The organism is Delftia sp. WY8, from assembly GCF_018437695.1.
Classification (GTDB): domain Bacteria; phylum Pseudomonadota; class Gammaproteobacteria; order Burkholderiales; family Burkholderiaceae_C; genus Comamonas; species Comamonas tsuruhatensis.
Genome location: NZ_CP049795.1, coordinates 2,124,969 through 2,140,156, shown reverse-complemented (window position 1 = coordinate 2,140,156; position 15,188 = coordinate 2,124,969). Strand labels below are relative to the sequence as shown.

Genomic DNA, 15,188 nt, shown 5'->3' with positions numbered 1-15,188 from the left:
ACAGGTTTGCCAACCCAAGGAATGACGTGAAATTCATCATCGATAACTGGTATTTGATCCTGATCGCGCTGGCTTCCGGCGTGATGCTGCTGCTGCCCCTGGTGCGCGGCGCAGGCGGCGGCTCGCTGACGGCGGCGCAGGCCGTGCAACTGATCAACCGCCAAAAGGCCGTGGTCATCGATGTCTCCGAGCCCGAGGAGTACGCGGCCGCCCATGCCAATGGCGCCAAGAATGTGCCGCTGGGCCAGTTCGAGGAAAAGCTGCCTGCCACCGTGAAGAACAAGGCCCTGCCGCTGGTGCTGATCTGCACCAAGGGCAACCGCGCCTCGCGTGCCGAAGGCATTGCGAAGAAGCTGGGCTACGAAAAGGCCCAGGCCCTGGCCGGTGGCCTGAAGGCCTGGCGCGATGCCGGCATGCCGGTTGAAAAGGCCTGAAGCGCCTCCAGTTGATCACGATGGAAGCCGCTGCGCCGCGTCCCCGGCGCCTGCAGCCGGCAAGCCGCCCACTCGAAGAAAGTCGCATATGCAAGCCGTGAAGATGTACACCACCGCTGTCTGCCCCTATTGCATTCGGGCCAAGCAGATCCTCAAGTCCAAGGGCGTGGAGCAGATCGAAGAGATCCGCATCGATACCGACCCTGCCGCGCGTGACGTGATGATGCAGAGCACGGGCCGCCGTACGGTGCCCCAGATCTTCATCGGCGACCACCATGTGGGCGGCTGCGACGACCTGATGGCGCTGGACGCCGACGGTGGCCTGGTGCCCATGCTGCAAAGCTGAAACACGGGCACTGCATAATGCAGGCCCAGGTGCCCGCTGCGCAACCTATTGGCAGCGGGCATTTTGTTGGTGATTTTTTTGATGCCCTGGCCGCCGTGCCAGGGTTTTTTGCCCAGAAAGACTGATTCCATGGCCGAACAGGACACTCCCGTCTTCCAGATCCAGCGCGTCTACCTCAAGGACCTGTCGCTGGAGCAGCCCAATTCGCCCGCCATCCTGCTGGAGCAGGAGCAGCCCAGCGTGGACATCCAGCTCGGCGTCGAGGCGACTCCCGTGGCCGAAGGCATCTACGAAGTGGCCGTGACGGCCACCGTGCAGACCAAGATCCAGGACAAGACCGTGTTCCTGGTCGAGGCCAAGCAGGCCGGCATCTTCGAGATCCGCAACGTGCCCGAAGACCAGATGGGTGGCGTGATCGGCATTGCCTGCCCCCAGATCATCTATCCCTACCTGCGCGGCAACGTGGCCGACGTGGTCACACGCGCCGGCTTCCCGCCCGTGCACCTGGCCGAAATCAACTTCCAGGCCATGTACGAGCAGCAGCAGGCAGCCGCCCAGGCGGACGGCAACTCGCTGCCGCAGTAAGCCGGTCCCATCCCGGCCGATGAGATTTGCGCCCAGGCGCGTCGCATCGCTGTGGTAGAAGAAAAGAGGCCCGAGGGCCTCTTTTTTTCATCAACGTCGCTTCTTCAACGTCGGGCAGATATGAACATTGTGGTGATTGGTGCAGGCGCCTGGGGCACGGCGCTGGCAATGAGCGCGGCCTCGCGCGATGACGGACGTGTCGTGACGCTGTGGGCGCGCGACGCTGCCCAGGCGCAGGCCATGCGGGACAGCGGCGAGAACGCGCGCTACCTGCCGGGCGTGGCGCTGCCTGCCGCGCTGCAGGTGGTGCATGGCGAGATCGACGGCCATCTGGCTGCGGCAGACCTGATCGTGATCGGCACGCCCATGGCGGCCTTGCGCGAATGGCTGGGCCGCCTGCGCAATGTGGGGGCGCCCGTGGTGTGGCTGTGCAAGGGCTTCGAGGCCGTGCCCGCAGGCGCGTCGGCCGCGGCCCATGGACTGATGGCGCACGAGGTCTGCGCCGAGGTGGCGCCCGATCTGCTGTGCGGCGTGCTCAGCGGCCCCAGCTTTGCGGCCGAGGTGGCGCGCCACCAGCCCACGGCCCTGGTGGCGGCCAGCCGGCATGCCGAGGTCAATGACGCCCTGGTCGCGGCCTTCCATGGCGATGCCATGCGCGTCTACGCCAACGCCGACATCGTGGGCGTGGAAGTGGGCGGCGCCGTGAAGAACGTGCTGGCCATTGCCACCGGCCTGTGCGACGGCCTGCAGCTGGGCCTGAACGCCCGCGCCGCGCTGATCACGCGCGGCCTGGCCGAGATGACGCGACTGGGCCTGGCCCTGGGCGCGCGGGTGGAGACCTTCATGGGCCTGTCCGGCCTGGGCGATCTGGTGCTGACGGCCACGGGCGACCTGTCGCGCAATCGCAAGGTGGGCCTGCTGCTGGCCCAGGGCCGCACGCTGGAGCAGGCCGTGGCCTCGCTGGGCCATGTAGCCGAGGGCGTGTACAGCGCGCGCACCGTGCTGGCGCGCGCGCGGCTGCTGAATGTGGAGATGCCCATCACCGAAACCGTGGTCGAGCTGCTGGACGGCCGGCTGCAGGCGGCCGAGGCCGTGCAGCACCTGATGGCGCGCGATCCGCGCGGCGAGTGATTCTTCGGTGTCCATGAAAAATGGCCCACACGCTCCCCTTGCTGCGCAAGGTCCACTGCCCCCCGAGGGGGCCGCTTTTCATCTTGGGGCGGCCCGGCGATGAAAAAGCCCCGGAGCTGGAAGGCCCCGGGGCTTTTTTTGCGTCAGAAATCCTGGCGCCTGGCGCGCTACATGCCCAGTTACAGGCCCAGCTCCAGACCCAGCAGTTCCTCCACCGTCTGGCGGCGGCGGATGAGGCGGGTGCTGTCGCCATCGACCAGCACCTCGGCGGCCAGCGGGCGCGTGTTGTAGTTGCTGGACATGGAGCTGCCATAGGCGCCCGTGTCATGGATGACCAGCAGATCGCCGACCGCTGCGCCTGCCAGCGCGCGCGGCAGCACCACGCCGCCGTCGCCCTGGGTGAAAACGTCGCCCGATTCGCACAGCGGGCCGGCGACCACGGCATCGCGCAGGGGCATGGCCTGGCCGTCGCGGCGCAGCACTTCCATGCCGTGCCAGCTGCCGTACATGGAGGGGCGCATCAGCTCGTTGAAGCCCGTGTCGACCAGCACGAAATGGTTGCTGCCCGCGTTCTTGGTGGCGCGCACCTGTCCCAGCAGCACGCCCGACTCGGCCACCAGGAAGCGGCCGGGTTCGATCTCCAGGCCCAGCGCGTGGCCCAAGATGGCCTCGGCGTCCTTGCGTGCCGCATCCCACAGGCCGTGGTAGTGGGCGGTGTCGATGGTGGCGTCGCCATCGCGGTAGGGAATGGACAGGCCGCCGCCGGCCGAGATGGCCTGCAGGTCATGGCCTGCCTGGCGGGTGGCGCGCACCAGCTCGACCATGGCGCCGCAGACCTGCTGCAGGTGGCCGTAGTCCACGCCCGAGCCGATGTGCATGTGCAGGCCGGCCAGCTTCAGGCCGCCGTCGCGGATGGCCTGCAGCGCCGCCAGCAGGTCGCTGTGCCAGATGCCGTGCTTGCTGTGCTCGCCGCCCGTGTTGGTCTTGTTGCTGTGGCCGTGGCCGAAGCCGGGGTTGATGCGCAGCCACACGGGATGGCCGGGCGAGGCCTGGGCCAGCTGGTGCAGCATGTCGATGGAGCCGGCGTTCACGGGCACCTTGTGCTCGGCCACGCAGGCCAGCGTGGCCTCGTCCATCACGTCGGCGGTGAACACGATGTCGCTGTGCAGGTCGTCGCCATGGCCGGCCGCGTAGCCGGCGGCCAGCGCACGCAGGATTTCGCCGCGCGATACCGCATCCACCTTCACGCCCTGCTCGCGCATCAGCCGCAGGATGTGGATGTTGGAGCAGGCCTTCTGCGCAAAGCGGATGGTGTCGAAGGCCTTGAGCTGGGCGATGCGCGCGCGGATGGTGGCGGCGTCATAGACCCACAGCGGCGTGCCGTGCTGGTCGGCCAGGGCCCAGAGCTGGGCGGGCGAGAAGGGATTGGACATGGTGTCTCTTTCAGGGGAACTGCTGCGCATGATGGTGGATGTCAGTCATTCAGTCCAATGCTTGTTCTTATGGTGTCTATTTGATTTGGATATGCTTTGGCCATGCAAGACCCCGAGCTGCCGCACACGTCCCCCGAACCCCGCATCTCCCATCGCCACCTGGAGGTGTTTCGCGCGCTCATGCTCAGCGGCAGCGCCACGGCGGCGGCGCAGATGCTGTACAGCTCCCAGCCCACCGTCAGCCGCGAACTGGCGCGCCTGGAAAGCCTGCTGGGCTATGCGCTGTTCGAGCGTGCCCAGGGCCGGCTGCGGCCCACGGCACGCGCCCTGTCGCTGTGGGCCGAGGTGCAGCGCAGCTGGCAGGGGCTGGATCGGGTGGTGGAGCATGCGCTGGCCCTGGGGCGTCCGCACCAGGCGCGCATCAACGTGCTGTGCCTGCCCGCCCTCAGCCATGCGCTGTTGCCTGCAGCGCTGGCGCGGCTGCATGCGGAGCATGGCCCAGTGGCCGTCAGCGTGGCCACGCAGGAGGCGCCGCTGCTGCAGGAGTGGATGGCCGCCCAGCGCTACGACCTGGGCCTGGCCGAACTGGCCGAGGCGCCGCCCGGCACGCGTGCTCTGGCTTTGCCCGCCATGGACGAGGTGGCCGTGCTGCCGGCAGGGCATGCGCTGGCGGCCCGCCCGGTGCTGGAGGCGGGCGACTTTGCGGGGGAGGGCTTCATCAGCCTGGCGCGAGACGACCCCTATCGCCAGCAGATCGATGCCGTGTTCGAGCAGGCCGGCGTGCAGCGCCAGCTGCACCTGGAGACCCACAGCGCCGTGGCGGTCTGCGCCATGGTCCAGCATGGCCTGGGCGTGGCCATCGTCAATCCGCTGACGGCGCGAGTCTGCGCCGGGCCGCAGCTGGTGGTGCGGCCGCTGGCGTTTTCCATTCCCTTCCAGGTCCATGCGCTGCTGCCGCTGCACCGGCCGGCCGTGGCCGAGGTGCAGTGGCTGGTGGACGCACTCGCCGCCGAGGTGGCCGCGGTCGCTTGAAGTGGGGTGGGCGACTTCAGCGCGCCGCGTCCTTCAGGCTGGCTGCGTTGTCTGCCGCCGGCTCGGGCGGCAGGCCCCACTCCATCCAGTCGTCGCCAAAGATTTCCACCGGGTGCTGTGTGCGGTCCGATCCATTGCCGCAGGCCAGCTCGTCGCGGGCGCAGTAGCGGTCGCAACCCCAGCAGGTGCGCTCGGGATGGGCGGGGTGGATGGGGAATTTCCTGGCCATGGCATCCAGCTTGGACTGCCATGGCCGCCAGGGTTTTGCGCTGGATCAGAATTCCAGGTTGTCGATCAGGCGCGTCTTGCCCAGGCGCGCGGCGCCCAGGGCCACCAGTGGTGCACCGGCCAGTTGCGCGCCCTCGGCGGGGGGCTGCAGGTCACGGCGCAGGCGCACGGTCAGGTAGTCGGGCTCCCAGCCCTGGGCGGCCAGGGATTGCATGGCCCAGGCTTCCAGTTCGGCCAGCGGCGCCTGGCCCGCACGCGCGGCATCGGCCAGTTGCTTGAGCGCCAGCGACAGCGCCATGGCCTGCTGCCGCTCGTCGTCGCTCAGGTAGCCGTTGCGCGAACTCAGCGCCAGGCCGTCGTCGGCGCGCGCCGTGTCGCCGGCCACGATGTTCACGGGCAGGGCGAACTGCTCGACCATGCGGCGGATCACCATCAACTGCTGGTAGTCCTTTTTGCCGAACACGGCCGTGCCGCCGCCGCTGGCGAAGAACACGGCCGAGAACAGCTTCATCACCACGGTGCACACGCCCGTGAAAAAGCCGGGGCGGAAATGGCCTTCGAGGATGTCGGCCAGCTGCGCATCGGGCTGGATCTTGAAGGTCTGCGGCTCGGGGTAGAGATCGGCTTCGCGCGGGGCGAACAGCAGGTCGCAGCCTTCGGCCTCCAGCTTGGCGCAGTCGGCCTCCCAGGTGCGCGGATAGCTGTCGAAATCCTCGTGCGGCAGGAACTGCAGGCGGTTCACGAAGATGCTGGCCACGGCAATGTCGCCGTGCTGGCGCGCGGCGCGCACCAGGGACAGGTGGCCGTCGTGCAGATTGCCCATGGTGGGCACGAAGGCGGGGCGGCCCTTGCTGGCCAGGATGGCGCGCAGGTCGGCGATGGAGTGGACGATTTGCATGGGAAAGCGGGGAAGCGGGGAAGCGGGAAAGCGGGGGAACGGGAAGCGGGAAGCGGAAAAACGGACCGTGCAACCTGCCGGACTACCAAGCGTGCTTGCTGTCGTCGGGGAAGCTGCCGTTCTTCACGGCATGCACATAGGCCTCGAAGGCGCCCTTGACGCTGCCCGCATCGGCCATGAAGTTGTGCACGAAGCGGGCCATCTTGCCCAGGTTCACGCCCAGCATGTCGTGCAGCACCAGGACCTGGCCGGCCGTGCCGCTGCCCGCGCCGATGCCGATGGTGTGGCAGTGCGGCAGCTCGGCCGTGAGTTCGCGCGACAGCTGTGCCGGCACCATCTCCAGCACCAGCATGGAGGCGCCTGCATCCTGCAGCTCCAGCGCATGGCGGCGCAGCGTGGCCGCGCCCTCGTCGCTCTTGCCCTGGACGCGGTAGCCGCCCAGCGCATGCACGGTCTGCGGCGTCAGGCCCAGGTGGGCGCAGACGGGCACGCCGCGCTCGACCAGGAATTGCACGGTGGGCGCGGTCCAGCCGCCGCCTTCGAGCTTGACCATATGGGCGCCGGCCTGCATCAGCTCGCAGGCGCTGCGCATGGCCTGCTCGCGGCTTTCTGCGTAGCTGCCATAGGGCATGTCGGCGATCAGCCAGGCCGTGCCCTGCACGCGGTGCAGGCCGCGCGCCACGCTGGCGGTGTGGTAGCACATGTCCTGCAGCGACACGCCCACGGTGCTGTGCAGGCCCTGGCAGACCATGCCCAGCGAATCGCCCACCAAAATGCACTCCACGCCGGCTGCATCGGCCACGGCCGCGAAGGTGGCGTCATAGGCGGTGACCATGGTGATCTTCTCGCCGGCCTCGCGCATCTGCGCCAGGCGCGGAAGGCTCACGGGGCGGCGCTGGGGCAGCGGCGAGGCGGGAGGGATGGTGCCGTAGGGCGTGCCGGCGGTGACGGGGGCTTGGGTCATGGGGCGCTCGGAGGGGGATGGAATTGCCGCGAGTCTATGCGATGCGCGCGGGGGGCACCTGTCCCTGAGCTGTCCTTTGCTTTTCCGTCACCTTTCGGGCAGGCCACGCCATCGGCGCCACAGCGGAGACAGCAGGGCCACGAGCATGGCCGTGCTGGCTGCCACGGCAGGCGCGCCCGTCAGCAGGTCCAGCCAGTGCTGGGTATCCGTCCAGGGGCCTGCGCTGCCGGTGGGGTGTGGCAACAGCAGTCTGGACCACTCAGACCAGGCGGCGGCGAGCCATATCAGGGCCAGCGACATGCCCAGGGCCAGCAGGACCGCGCCGGCCCAGGGGCGCTTGAGCACACGGATGCGCAGCCAGGCGACCGATATCAGCGCGGCTGGAAACAGCCCCAGCACATAGAGGTTGGTGATTCCCAGCATCCCGGCCAGCACGCTGCCAAGCAAGGTCAGGACCAGGCATGCGCCCCAGGCCACCAGCTGCATGACAGGCATCAGGCGCACCAGCACCAGGGCCAAGGCAAGGAAAAAGCCAACGCTGGCGGCCGCAAGCAACTGGGACATCCTTGGCCATTCGTCGTCGCGGGACCTGTCAGCGCGCCGCAGATGGCTTTCCTGGTAGGCCGGCAGGGCGAGGCCGTAGCGCGCGTGCTTCCATTGCACATGCTGCAGCGGGCTCCACCGGATGTCGAACCTCTCCAGCGGGATGAGCCACTTGCGGTTGTTCTGGGCCAGATAGACATCAAAGCATTTGCGCGGATCCGGCTCCAGATCCGAAGGCCTGCTGCGACCCAGGGTTGGTTTGCAGTTGGAATCCTGTGCCCTGGATGCCTTCTCGCCATTCCCTGGTTGCGGGTTCGCGGCCAGGTAGGCGCGCCATTCCTGGGCCAGGGGGGATTGCAGCGCGCTGCGGTAGCTGGCCAGCAGGTGCTCCGCCTGGTCCTGGGCGGAGCTGGCAGACTGGCGCACATAGCCTCTGGCCTGCAATGGCTGGCCGTAGCGCTCCAGCGTCGCGGCAATCGCGGCCTGGTCTCCGCGCATCAACCAGACCAGGGCCTGGATGCTCGGGTACTTCGCCGGATCGACCTCTTCCTCGCGCAGCACACGTATCCATTCCACGAGCATGGCCGCCTGGCGTGGCGTGACAAGCGCCTCCAGGGCTGCGACTTGCTCGACAGTCTGGATCTGTGCACTGACATCCGTGTCCGACCATTGGCGCTGCATCCGCATTTCATAGATGGGCGAAAAGGCGATCGCAGGCGCGAACAATAGCGATAGGAACAAGGCTCCCCACAGGTACTCCCAGCACAGGCCCCAGCGGCCCACGGGGGCGTGTTCGCGCCAGCGGTTGTGGATGCGCACGCGCAGCAACCACCACAGCGCCAGGCCGATCGCCACGATGCAGGCCACGACGGAGCCGATGTCCAGCGCCAATTGCTCGGGCGTTTGCTGTGCCGTGGACGCAACGCCGGGCAGGGACCCCATCCAGCGCGCGGGTTCGGCCATCCACTGCATCCAGATGCCCAGCACCAGCACGCACCACAGCAGCGCCAGCGGCAGATACCAGTGCAGCCGCAACTGCCACAGCAGGGGGCAGCGCATCAGCACCCATTGGTCCCAGCGGTTCGTCATATCGGAAAAACGTGGCATGGCTCAGTCCCTCACGAACAGGCGGCGGGTGGATGCGGTGATGTCGCGGAAATAGCGCACGGGCATCTGTGCCTGCACGGCCTGCGCCAGGAACTGCGCTGCCGTGAAGGGCTCGTGAAAGCTCACGATGTGGGTTTGGCCGCTGAGCTGGTGCGTATGGGATGGCAGCCGGTCCAGCCAGGGTTTCAGTTGCGCCATGGCCCAGCCGGTCTCGAACTCGATGGCGCAGCCTTGCATGGCGGCAAAGCTCTGCTGGACGCTGCGCGGCTGGCCTTGCTCCAGGAACAGCACCTGGTCGGCTACCTTTTCCACCTCGTACAGCTGCTGTGAACTCAGCACCAGGGCCATGGGTTGCCAGGGCGAGCGCGCCAGCGACTGCAGATCGGTCAGCAGGGTCTGCTGGGCGTTGATGTCCAGGTTGGCCAGCGGCTCGTCCAGCAGCAGCACGCGCGGCCGGCAGAGCAGGGCGCGCGCCAGCTCGAAGCGCATCTTGTAGCCCGAGGACAGCTGTTTCCACTGGTGGCCCCGGAAGGCGCGCAGCCCCAGCTGCGCGATGACCAGCTGTACCAGGCAGATGTTGCGTGGGCCCACGGCGCCATGGCTGCGCGCGGCGAATTGCAGATGGTCCATCAGGCGCCCGCTCCAGACGGCCGGGCGCTGGGGGATATAGGCGAGCTGGGTGCGCAGCAGGTAGGCATCGGCGGCAGGAACGCCCCAGTCCAGCTGCCCCGCGTCGGGCGCCAGATCGGCGGCCAGCAGGCGCAGCAAGGTGGTCTTGCCGTTGCCGTTCTCGCCCACCAGTCCCAGGATGGTGCCGGGCTCCACGGCCACATCCACCGGCCCCAGCGCAAAGCCGCCGCGCCGGTAGCGCTTGACCAGTTGCCGTCCCAGTATGCGGTGCGCACGGTATGCACGGTGCGCGCTGGGAGGTGCGGAATCGGCCTGCAGCGCCTGGCCCGGGGCATGGGCGGCATGCAGGGCGTCGAAAACCTGCTGCACCAGCGCGTGGCGGGGCTCTGCGCCGGAATCGGCCGCGAGGCCATCCCAGGCGTCCAGCGCAGTCAGCAGGCTCTGCTGCACGGCGGTTTCGGCGGGCAGGGCGGCGTCTATGAGTGCACGCCAGGCCCCATGCCATTGCTGGCTGGCGATCGCCTGTTCCACGGATTGCGCCCAGGCCGCCACGGTGGCCTGCGGGCGCGCGGGTGGTCGTGCCGATTCGATGCTCGCTTCCATGAAGCCCTCCCTTTTTTCTGTGCTGCGCGGTGCGGCCATCCGGGGAGCCGGACAGTGCGATTCCCGGCGCGCGACGAGTCTATGCGATCCCGCTATGCTGTACTTCCCGCGACGGACGACAGGGCCCGCACAGGCCCTGCGGATGCGCTTCAACGGTGTTGCACCATGTCCGGTTCCTTACAGACATCTCCACTTCTTCCCGCCGTGGCCTGGCAGGGCCTGCGCCAGGTCCATGTGCTGCAAAGCCTGTCCGACGAGCGCCTGGCCGAACTGGCCGCGCAATGCCGCTGGCAGCATCTGGCGCTGCACCAGACGCTGGAGGGCGCGTACACCGATCAGCGTCTCTACATGCTCGTGCAGGGCGGCTTGCGCGTCAGCAGCTATGCCCCCAACGGGCGCGGGCTCACGCTGGGCGAGATTGCCCAGGGCGTGTTCTTCGGCGGTCTGCCGCAGCAGCAGGCGGGCTGCACGGCCATGCCCCTGGTGGTGGAGGCAGGCGTCCCCAGCCTGATTGCCTCGCTGGCCCATGAGGATGTGGAAGCCCTGCTCATGAACGAGCCCCAGGTCCTGCGCGCCTTCATCGGCCGGCTCAGCGATCTGGCCGTGGCGCTGGCGCGCCGCATGGTGGATCTGGGAACGCTGTCGGTGCGCAGCCGCCTGCATACCCAGTTGCTGGAACGTGCCGAGCGCGCGGGCATCGACCAGGGGCAGGCCCTGCTGGCGCCCGCACCCCGGCAGACCGATCTGGCGCTGATGCTGGGCTCCAGCCGCGAGGAAGTGGCGCGCGAGATGTCGCGCCTGGTGCGCCTGGGCCTGCTGCGGCGCGAAGGCCGCAACCTGCGCATCTGCCATGTCGAAGGCCTGCGCGTGCTGCTCGAGGAAGCGCGCTGAGTCTTGTCTGCCGCGGCTGTTTCAAGCCGCGAAAAACACTGTTTCTAGAACGCGTGAATCGGCCTTCTGTCGAGGGGTGCACGGGTGAAAAGGCAGCGGGCCGCCCGGGCCGGATGCCAAAACACGTGAGAAAACGCACAGACGAAGAATGCTGCAGCGCCGCATAGTACGTTCATGCCGTGAGGAAATGAATGCCGAGCGGCCTTTTGAAAGGATCTGACATGCGTACCCTCTCCGCTGCACTGGCCGCCCTGACCCTGGGCCTCGCCGGCACTGCAATGGCCCAAGAAGCCGTTTCCCCCTCGTCCTCCGCCACCGCAGGCCTGAGCCGCGCCGAAGTGCTGGCCGACCTCGAGATGTGGCACCAGGCAGGCATGACCTACCTGCCCTCGCCCTCGGCTGACCGCGAAATCGGCTACAACTCGGCCGAATACCAGCGCGGCCTGGCCCGTTACCAGCAACTGCGCAGCGGCCCCGCCTACCGCGAGGCCGTGGCCCGCCTGGAAGGCCAGCACACCGTCACGCAGAAGTGATGTGAATGGATATGGGTCCGGCATGGTGCCGGGCCTGTTGGTGGAAAGCGTCCTTTCGGTACGCTTGGTTTGGCGCCCTTCGGGGCGCTTTTTTGTTTCCCTCGCTCTACACTGGGCGGCCCCGTGTCAGTGGCTGCTATCGATAGCGAAGCTGCTGATGCAAGTACAGCATGCGTTGACGGCCGTTTTGTGAAGTTTCTGATCGATTTTCCCAACCCCCATGACGGTTCGGCCGCCCGGCTGCGCCATGGCTTCGGGCCGCCGCTGCGCAGCCTGGCAGCCCATGCGCCCGAGCAGGTGCGCGGCGTGCTTGACGCCGTGCAGCAGGCCGCCCAGGCCGGCCTGTGGTGCCTGGGCTGGGTGCGCTACGAGGCGGCGGCGGCCTTTGACGCGGCCTACGCCGGCGCCCTGCATGCCACGCCGCCAGGCGAGCCGCTGGCCTGGTTTGCCGTCTTCGACGGCCCCCGGCCCTGGCCTGAAGACGCGGATGCAGTCGAGACCGGCCCTCAGGTGCAATCTCAGGCGCAATCTCAGGCGCAATGGCAGCCCGGCCTGGAGCGTGCCGATTTCGATGCCGCCGTTGCGCGCATCCACGAGGCGATTGCGGCCGGTGACTGCTATCAGATCAATTACACGGCCCAGTTCATGGGCCGGCTGCTGGGCGACATCCCATCGCTGTTCGCCGCGCTGCGACGCGCCCAGCCCGGCGGCTACGTGGCCTGCATGGACAGCGGCGACGAGCAGGTGCTGTCCGTCTCGCCCGAGCTGTTCTTCGACTGGGATGGCGAGCGCATCCTCACGCGCCCCATGAAGGGCACGGCGCCCCGTGGCGCCACGCCTGCACAGGACGAGGCGAATGTCCAGGCCATGCGTTCCTCGCCCAAGGAGCGGGCCGAGAACGTGATGATCGTGGACCTGCTGCGCAACGATGTCTCGCGCATTGCCGAGCCTTTCAGCGTCCAGGTGCCGCGCCTGTTCCATGCCGAACCCCTGCCCACCGTGTGGCAGATGACGTCCGACGTGCAGGCGCGCACGCGGCCCGGCACCGGCCTGGCGGACGTGTTTGCGGCGCTGTTTCCCTGCGGCTCCATCACGGGCGCGCCCAAGCGCCAGGCCATGCGGCTCATCCACGAGCTGGAATCGGGTCCGCGCGGCGTCTACTGCGGCGCCGTGGGCGTGGTGCGGCCCGGCACCACTGCAGGGCGCGTGCACGCCATCTTCAATGTGCCCATACGCACGGTGGTGGCGCGTGGCACGCAACTGCGCTGCGGCATCGGCAGCGGCATCACCTCGGGCGCCGAGGCGCCTGCCGAATGGCAGGAATGGCGGCACAAGAGGGCTTTTCTGGACAAGGTGTGAAAGGGCGTGCAGCCATGGCGGATACGGACTTCGATTTCGAAATTCTGGAAACCCTGGCCCTGCGGGATGGCGGTTTCATCCACCTGCAGCGCCATGTGACGCGCATGCAGGACGCGGCGCGGCATTTCGGCCGGCCCTGCACGGATGCCGTGCTGGAGCAGGCATTGCAGCAACTGCGCCAGGCGCACGCCAGCGGCCACTGGCGCGTGCGCCTGGCGCTGGAGGCCACGGGGCGGATACAGACCCAGGCGGCGCCGCTGCCGCCTTCGGCCACGCCTGTTCGGCTGGCGCTGGCCGACCGGCCCATCGCCAATGCGGTGGCGCGTGGCGACTGGGTGCGTTTCAAGACCTCGCGCCGCGCGCACTACGACAGCCTGCAGCCCACCGATGCCTCGGTGTTCGACACCGTGCTCCACAACGAGGACGGCGAGATCACCGAGGGCACGCGCGGCAACATCGCCGTGCTGCTGGCGGGCCGCTGGGTGACCCCGCCGCTGTCCAGCGGCCTGCTGCCCGGCGTGGGCCGCGCGGTGGCGCTGGACGAGGGCCGCGTGGTGGAGCACCTGGTGCGGCTGGACGATCTGCCGCGCGTGCAGGGCTGGGCCTTCGTCAACAGCCTGCGCGGCTGGCTGCCGGCGGTTCTGCGCTGAATTGCAGGCCAGGGCCACGGGCGGAACTCATGGTTTTCAGGGATGGATTCCACAAGGTAATGTCAGACAATCGGTGAACATTGTTGAGCAATATCATTTTGATTGTTGGCTGATACCTGCCTCTCCTGAGATCGATCCATGCATGAATTCCGTATTTCCCGCCGCGCGCTGATCAGCGCCGCGGCTGTCCTGGCGGCAGGGCCGCTGTGCGCCCAGACCACCTATCCCAACAAGCCCATTCGCGTCGTCGTCGGCTACGCGGCAGGCGGCTCGGTCGACCTGGTGGGGCGCGTGGTGGGTGACATCCTGGCCAAGCACCTCAATGCGACCGTCGTGGTCGACAACGTGCCCGGTGCCGCCGGCGTGGTGGCCGCGCAGCGCGTGGTCGGTGCCAAGGCCGACGGCTATACCCTGCTCGCAGGCTCCAGCAACGAATTGGCGGGCACGAAGTTCGTCAACGCCGCGCAGAAGTACGACCCGGCCACGGACCTGACCGGCATCGCGCTGACCGGCGTGCTGCCCAACCTGTGGGTGGCTGGCACCAAGATGCCGGCCAAGACCATCGACGAGTTCATCGCCCTGGCCAAGGCCCATCCCGGCAAGTACAGCTACGGCAGCCCGGGCATCGGGTCCACGCCGCATTTCTCGGGCGAGCTGATCAAGAAGATTGCCGGGGTGGACATCGTCCATGTGCCCTACAAGGGATCGGCCGCGATGACCAGCGACCTGGCCGGCGGCAACCTGGATTTCGCCATCGTCTCTCCCTCGGTGGCGGCTCCGTTCATCCAGAGCGGCAAGATCAAGGCCCTGGGCGTGACCACGGCCCACCGCATCGCCATGATGAAGGACGTGCCCGCACTGGGCGAGAACGCAGCGCTCAAGGGCTACGCGCTGAGCGGCTGGTTCGGGCTGGCGGGTCCCAAGGACCTGCCTGCCGATGTGGTGGCCAGTCTGCAGAAGGCCTTGAAGGCGGGCCTGGCCGATCCGGCGATGCGCGCGCGCCTGGAAGGGGCGGGCATCATTGCCCCCACGGGCGACGAAAACCTGGCCCAGATCATCCGTACCGACATGGGCAAGTACGCCGAACTGGTCAAGTTCGCCAGGATCACGCCGGAAAACTGAAGCACGGCCTGCCGCCATGAAAAACGCCTCGTTCCCCGAGGCGTTTTTTCATTCGGGCCTGTGCCGGGCATGCAGGGACAGCAGCCCCTCGAACGCATCGCGCAGCGGCTGCAGCGACGGGCCGGCAGGCGCCAGCCGTTGCAGCGCGCAGGCCGCTGCCTCCAGCGTGGACAGCTGGCCCGGCGCATGGGCCTTGCGCAGGGCGCCGTAGCGCGAGGCGGGCAGGTCGCCCTGCAGTGCCAGGCGCGGCAGGGCCTGCAGGCCGGGGTTGAGGTAGAGCATCTTGCGGCTCTTGCGCCAGGTGGCGTCCAGCACCACCAGGCGCAGGTCCTCGGGGCATGGCGCGGGCTGCGGCCAGGGCGCTTGCCTGGCCAGGCCCAGCTGATCGCCGTGCGGCGTATCCGGATAGAGCAGTACGGCCTGCCGCGGGGCGTCGCCGGCCTGCCAGGGCGCGTGCAGCAGTGCCTGCAACTGCGCTGGCTCGAAGGCCTCGCCCACTGCCAGGCGGCTGGCGGGCAGGCACAGGTGCAGCAGCCGGCCCGTGCCCTTGGCCTGCAGTTCTTCCTCGGGATGCTGGAGCACCAGCAGCTGCACCGCATGCGGCACCGGCTGCACCAGGGGGCACAGGCAGGTGCGCTCAGGGCGCAGGCATTGCGCGCAGCGTGCGCGGGTGCTCACGGCGGACAAGGCCCGGCGCCT

The 15,188-nt window shown here is 68.3% G+C and carries 17 protein-coding genes; 10 read left to right on the top strand and 7 right to left on the bottom strand.

Going from position 1 to position 15,188, the window contains the following annotated elements:
* The first annotated feature begins 26 nt into the window (after positions 1–26).
* The 4 genes from G4D77_RS09810 (at position 27) to G4D77_RS09795 (ending at position 2,496) form a co-directional block, all read left to right on the top strand.
* Positions 27–434, top strand: coding sequence for a rhodanese-like domain-containing protein (locus tag G4D77_RS09810; RefSeq protein ID WP_016449065.1), 408 nt, complete (start codon positions 27–29; stop codon positions 432–434).
* Positions 435–522: 88 nt separating this feature from the next.
* On the top strand, positions 523–780 hold the full coding sequence (grxC, locus tag G4D77_RS09805; RefSeq protein WP_016449064.1) for a glutaredoxin 3: 258 nt from the start codon (positions 523–525) through the stop codon (positions 778–780).
* A 129-nt stretch (positions 781–909) separates the two neighbouring features.
* Positions 910–1,365, top strand: a complete 456-nt coding sequence (secB, locus tag G4D77_RS09800) for a protein-export chaperone SecB (RefSeq protein WP_013803924.1) — start codon at positions 910–912, stop codon at positions 1,363–1,365.
* 120 nt (positions 1,366–1,485) lie between these two features.
* Entirely contained in the window at positions 1,486–2,496 is a 1,011-nt protein-coding gene (locus G4D77_RS09795; protein ID WP_016449063.1) for an NAD(P)H-dependent glycerol-3-phosphate dehydrogenase, read from the top strand.
* A 179-nt stretch (positions 2,497–2,675) separates the two neighbouring features.
* On the opposite strand, the gene lysA is transcribed toward G4D77_RS09795, so the two are convergent.
* Positions 2,676–3,929: a diaminopimelate decarboxylase gene (lysA, locus tag G4D77_RS09790; protein WP_154835405.1), complete on the bottom strand. Its 1,254-nt coding sequence runs from the start codon at positions 3,927–3,929 to the stop codon at positions 2,676–2,678.
* A 102-nt stretch (positions 3,930–4,031) separates the two neighbouring features.
* Between lysA and G4D77_RS09785 the strand changes: the two genes are divergently transcribed.
* A complete protein-coding gene (locus G4D77_RS09785; RefSeq protein ID WP_213757951.1) occupies positions 4,032–4,961 on the top strand; it encodes a LysR family transcriptional regulator in 930 nt (309 codons plus the stop codon).
* 16 nt (positions 4,962–4,977) lie between these two features.
* Here the strand turns inward: G4D77_RS09785 and G4D77_RS09780 are convergent, their stop codons facing one another.
* From G4D77_RS09780 to G4D77_RS09760, 5 genes are all read right to left on the bottom strand, one after another.
* Positions 4,978–5,190, bottom strand: coding sequence for a DUF3079 domain-containing protein (locus G4D77_RS09780; protein WP_016454156.1), 213 nt, complete (start codon positions 5,188–5,190; stop codon positions 4,978–4,980).
* Positions 5,191–5,235: 45 nt separating this feature from the next.
* Positions 5,236–6,087: a pantoate--beta-alanine ligase gene (gene panC / locus G4D77_RS09775; protein WP_154835401.1), complete on the bottom strand. Its 852-nt coding sequence runs from the start codon at positions 6,085–6,087 to the stop codon at positions 5,236–5,238.
* A gap of 82 nt (positions 6,088–6,169) precedes the next feature.
* Complete coding sequence (panB, locus tag G4D77_RS09770) at positions 6,170–7,051, bottom strand: 3-methyl-2-oxobutanoate hydroxymethyltransferase (protein WP_012203749.1); 882 nt, start codon at positions 7,049–7,051, stop codon at positions 6,170–6,172.
* Positions 7,052–7,138: 87 nt separating this feature from the next.
* Positions 7,139–8,701, bottom strand: coding sequence for a hypothetical protein (locus G4D77_RS09765; RefSeq protein WP_154835399.1), 1,563 nt, complete (start codon positions 8,699–8,701; stop codon positions 7,139–7,141).
* A 3-nt stretch (positions 8,702–8,704) separates the two neighbouring features.
* Positions 8,705–9,934 carry an ATP-binding cassette domain-containing protein gene (locus G4D77_RS09760; protein WP_154835397.1) on the bottom strand — a complete coding sequence of 410 codons (1,230 nt, stop codon included), beginning with the start codon at positions 9,932–9,934 and terminating at the stop codon, positions 8,705–8,707.
* A gap of 165 nt (positions 9,935–10,099) precedes the next feature.
* On the opposite strand from G4D77_RS09760, the gene G4D77_RS09755 reads away from it, so the two are divergent.
* From G4D77_RS09755 to G4D77_RS09735, 5 genes are all read left to right on the top strand, one after another.
* Positions 10,100–10,825 (top strand): Crp/Fnr family transcriptional regulator, encoded by a 726-nt coding sequence (locus tag G4D77_RS09755; protein ID WP_046239504.1) that lies wholly within the window; start codon positions 10,100–10,102, stop codon positions 10,823–10,825.
* Positions 10,826–11,046: 221 nt separating this feature from the next.
* Positions 11,047–11,358, top strand: a complete 312-nt coding sequence (locus tag G4D77_RS09750; protein ID WP_016449055.1) for a DUF4148 domain-containing protein — start codon at positions 11,047–11,049, stop codon at positions 11,356–11,358.
* 189 nt (positions 11,359–11,547) lie between these two features.
* Entirely contained in the window at positions 11,548–12,717 is a 1,170-nt protein-coding gene (gene pabB, locus G4D77_RS09745; protein ID WP_154835395.1) for an aminodeoxychorismate synthase component I, read from the top strand.
* A gap of 14 nt (positions 12,718–12,731) precedes the next feature.
* Positions 12,732–13,367 (top strand): aminotransferase class IV, encoded by a 636-nt coding sequence (locus tag G4D77_RS09740; RefSeq protein WP_154835393.1) that lies wholly within the window; start codon positions 12,732–12,734, stop codon positions 13,365–13,367.
* A gap of 138 nt (positions 13,368–13,505) precedes the next feature.
* Complete coding sequence (locus G4D77_RS09735; protein WP_154835391.1) at positions 13,506–14,489, top strand: Bug family tripartite tricarboxylate transporter substrate binding protein; 984 nt, start codon at positions 13,506–13,508, stop codon at positions 14,487–14,489.
* 48 nt (positions 14,490–14,537) lie between these two features.
* Here the strand turns inward: G4D77_RS09735 and G4D77_RS09730 are convergent, their stop codons facing one another.
* Positions 14,538–15,176 (bottom strand): tRNA-uridine aminocarboxypropyltransferase, encoded by a 639-nt coding sequence (locus G4D77_RS09730; protein WP_154835390.1) that lies wholly within the window; start codon positions 15,174–15,176, stop codon positions 14,538–14,540.
* Positions 15,177–15,188: the final 12 nt, after the last annotated feature.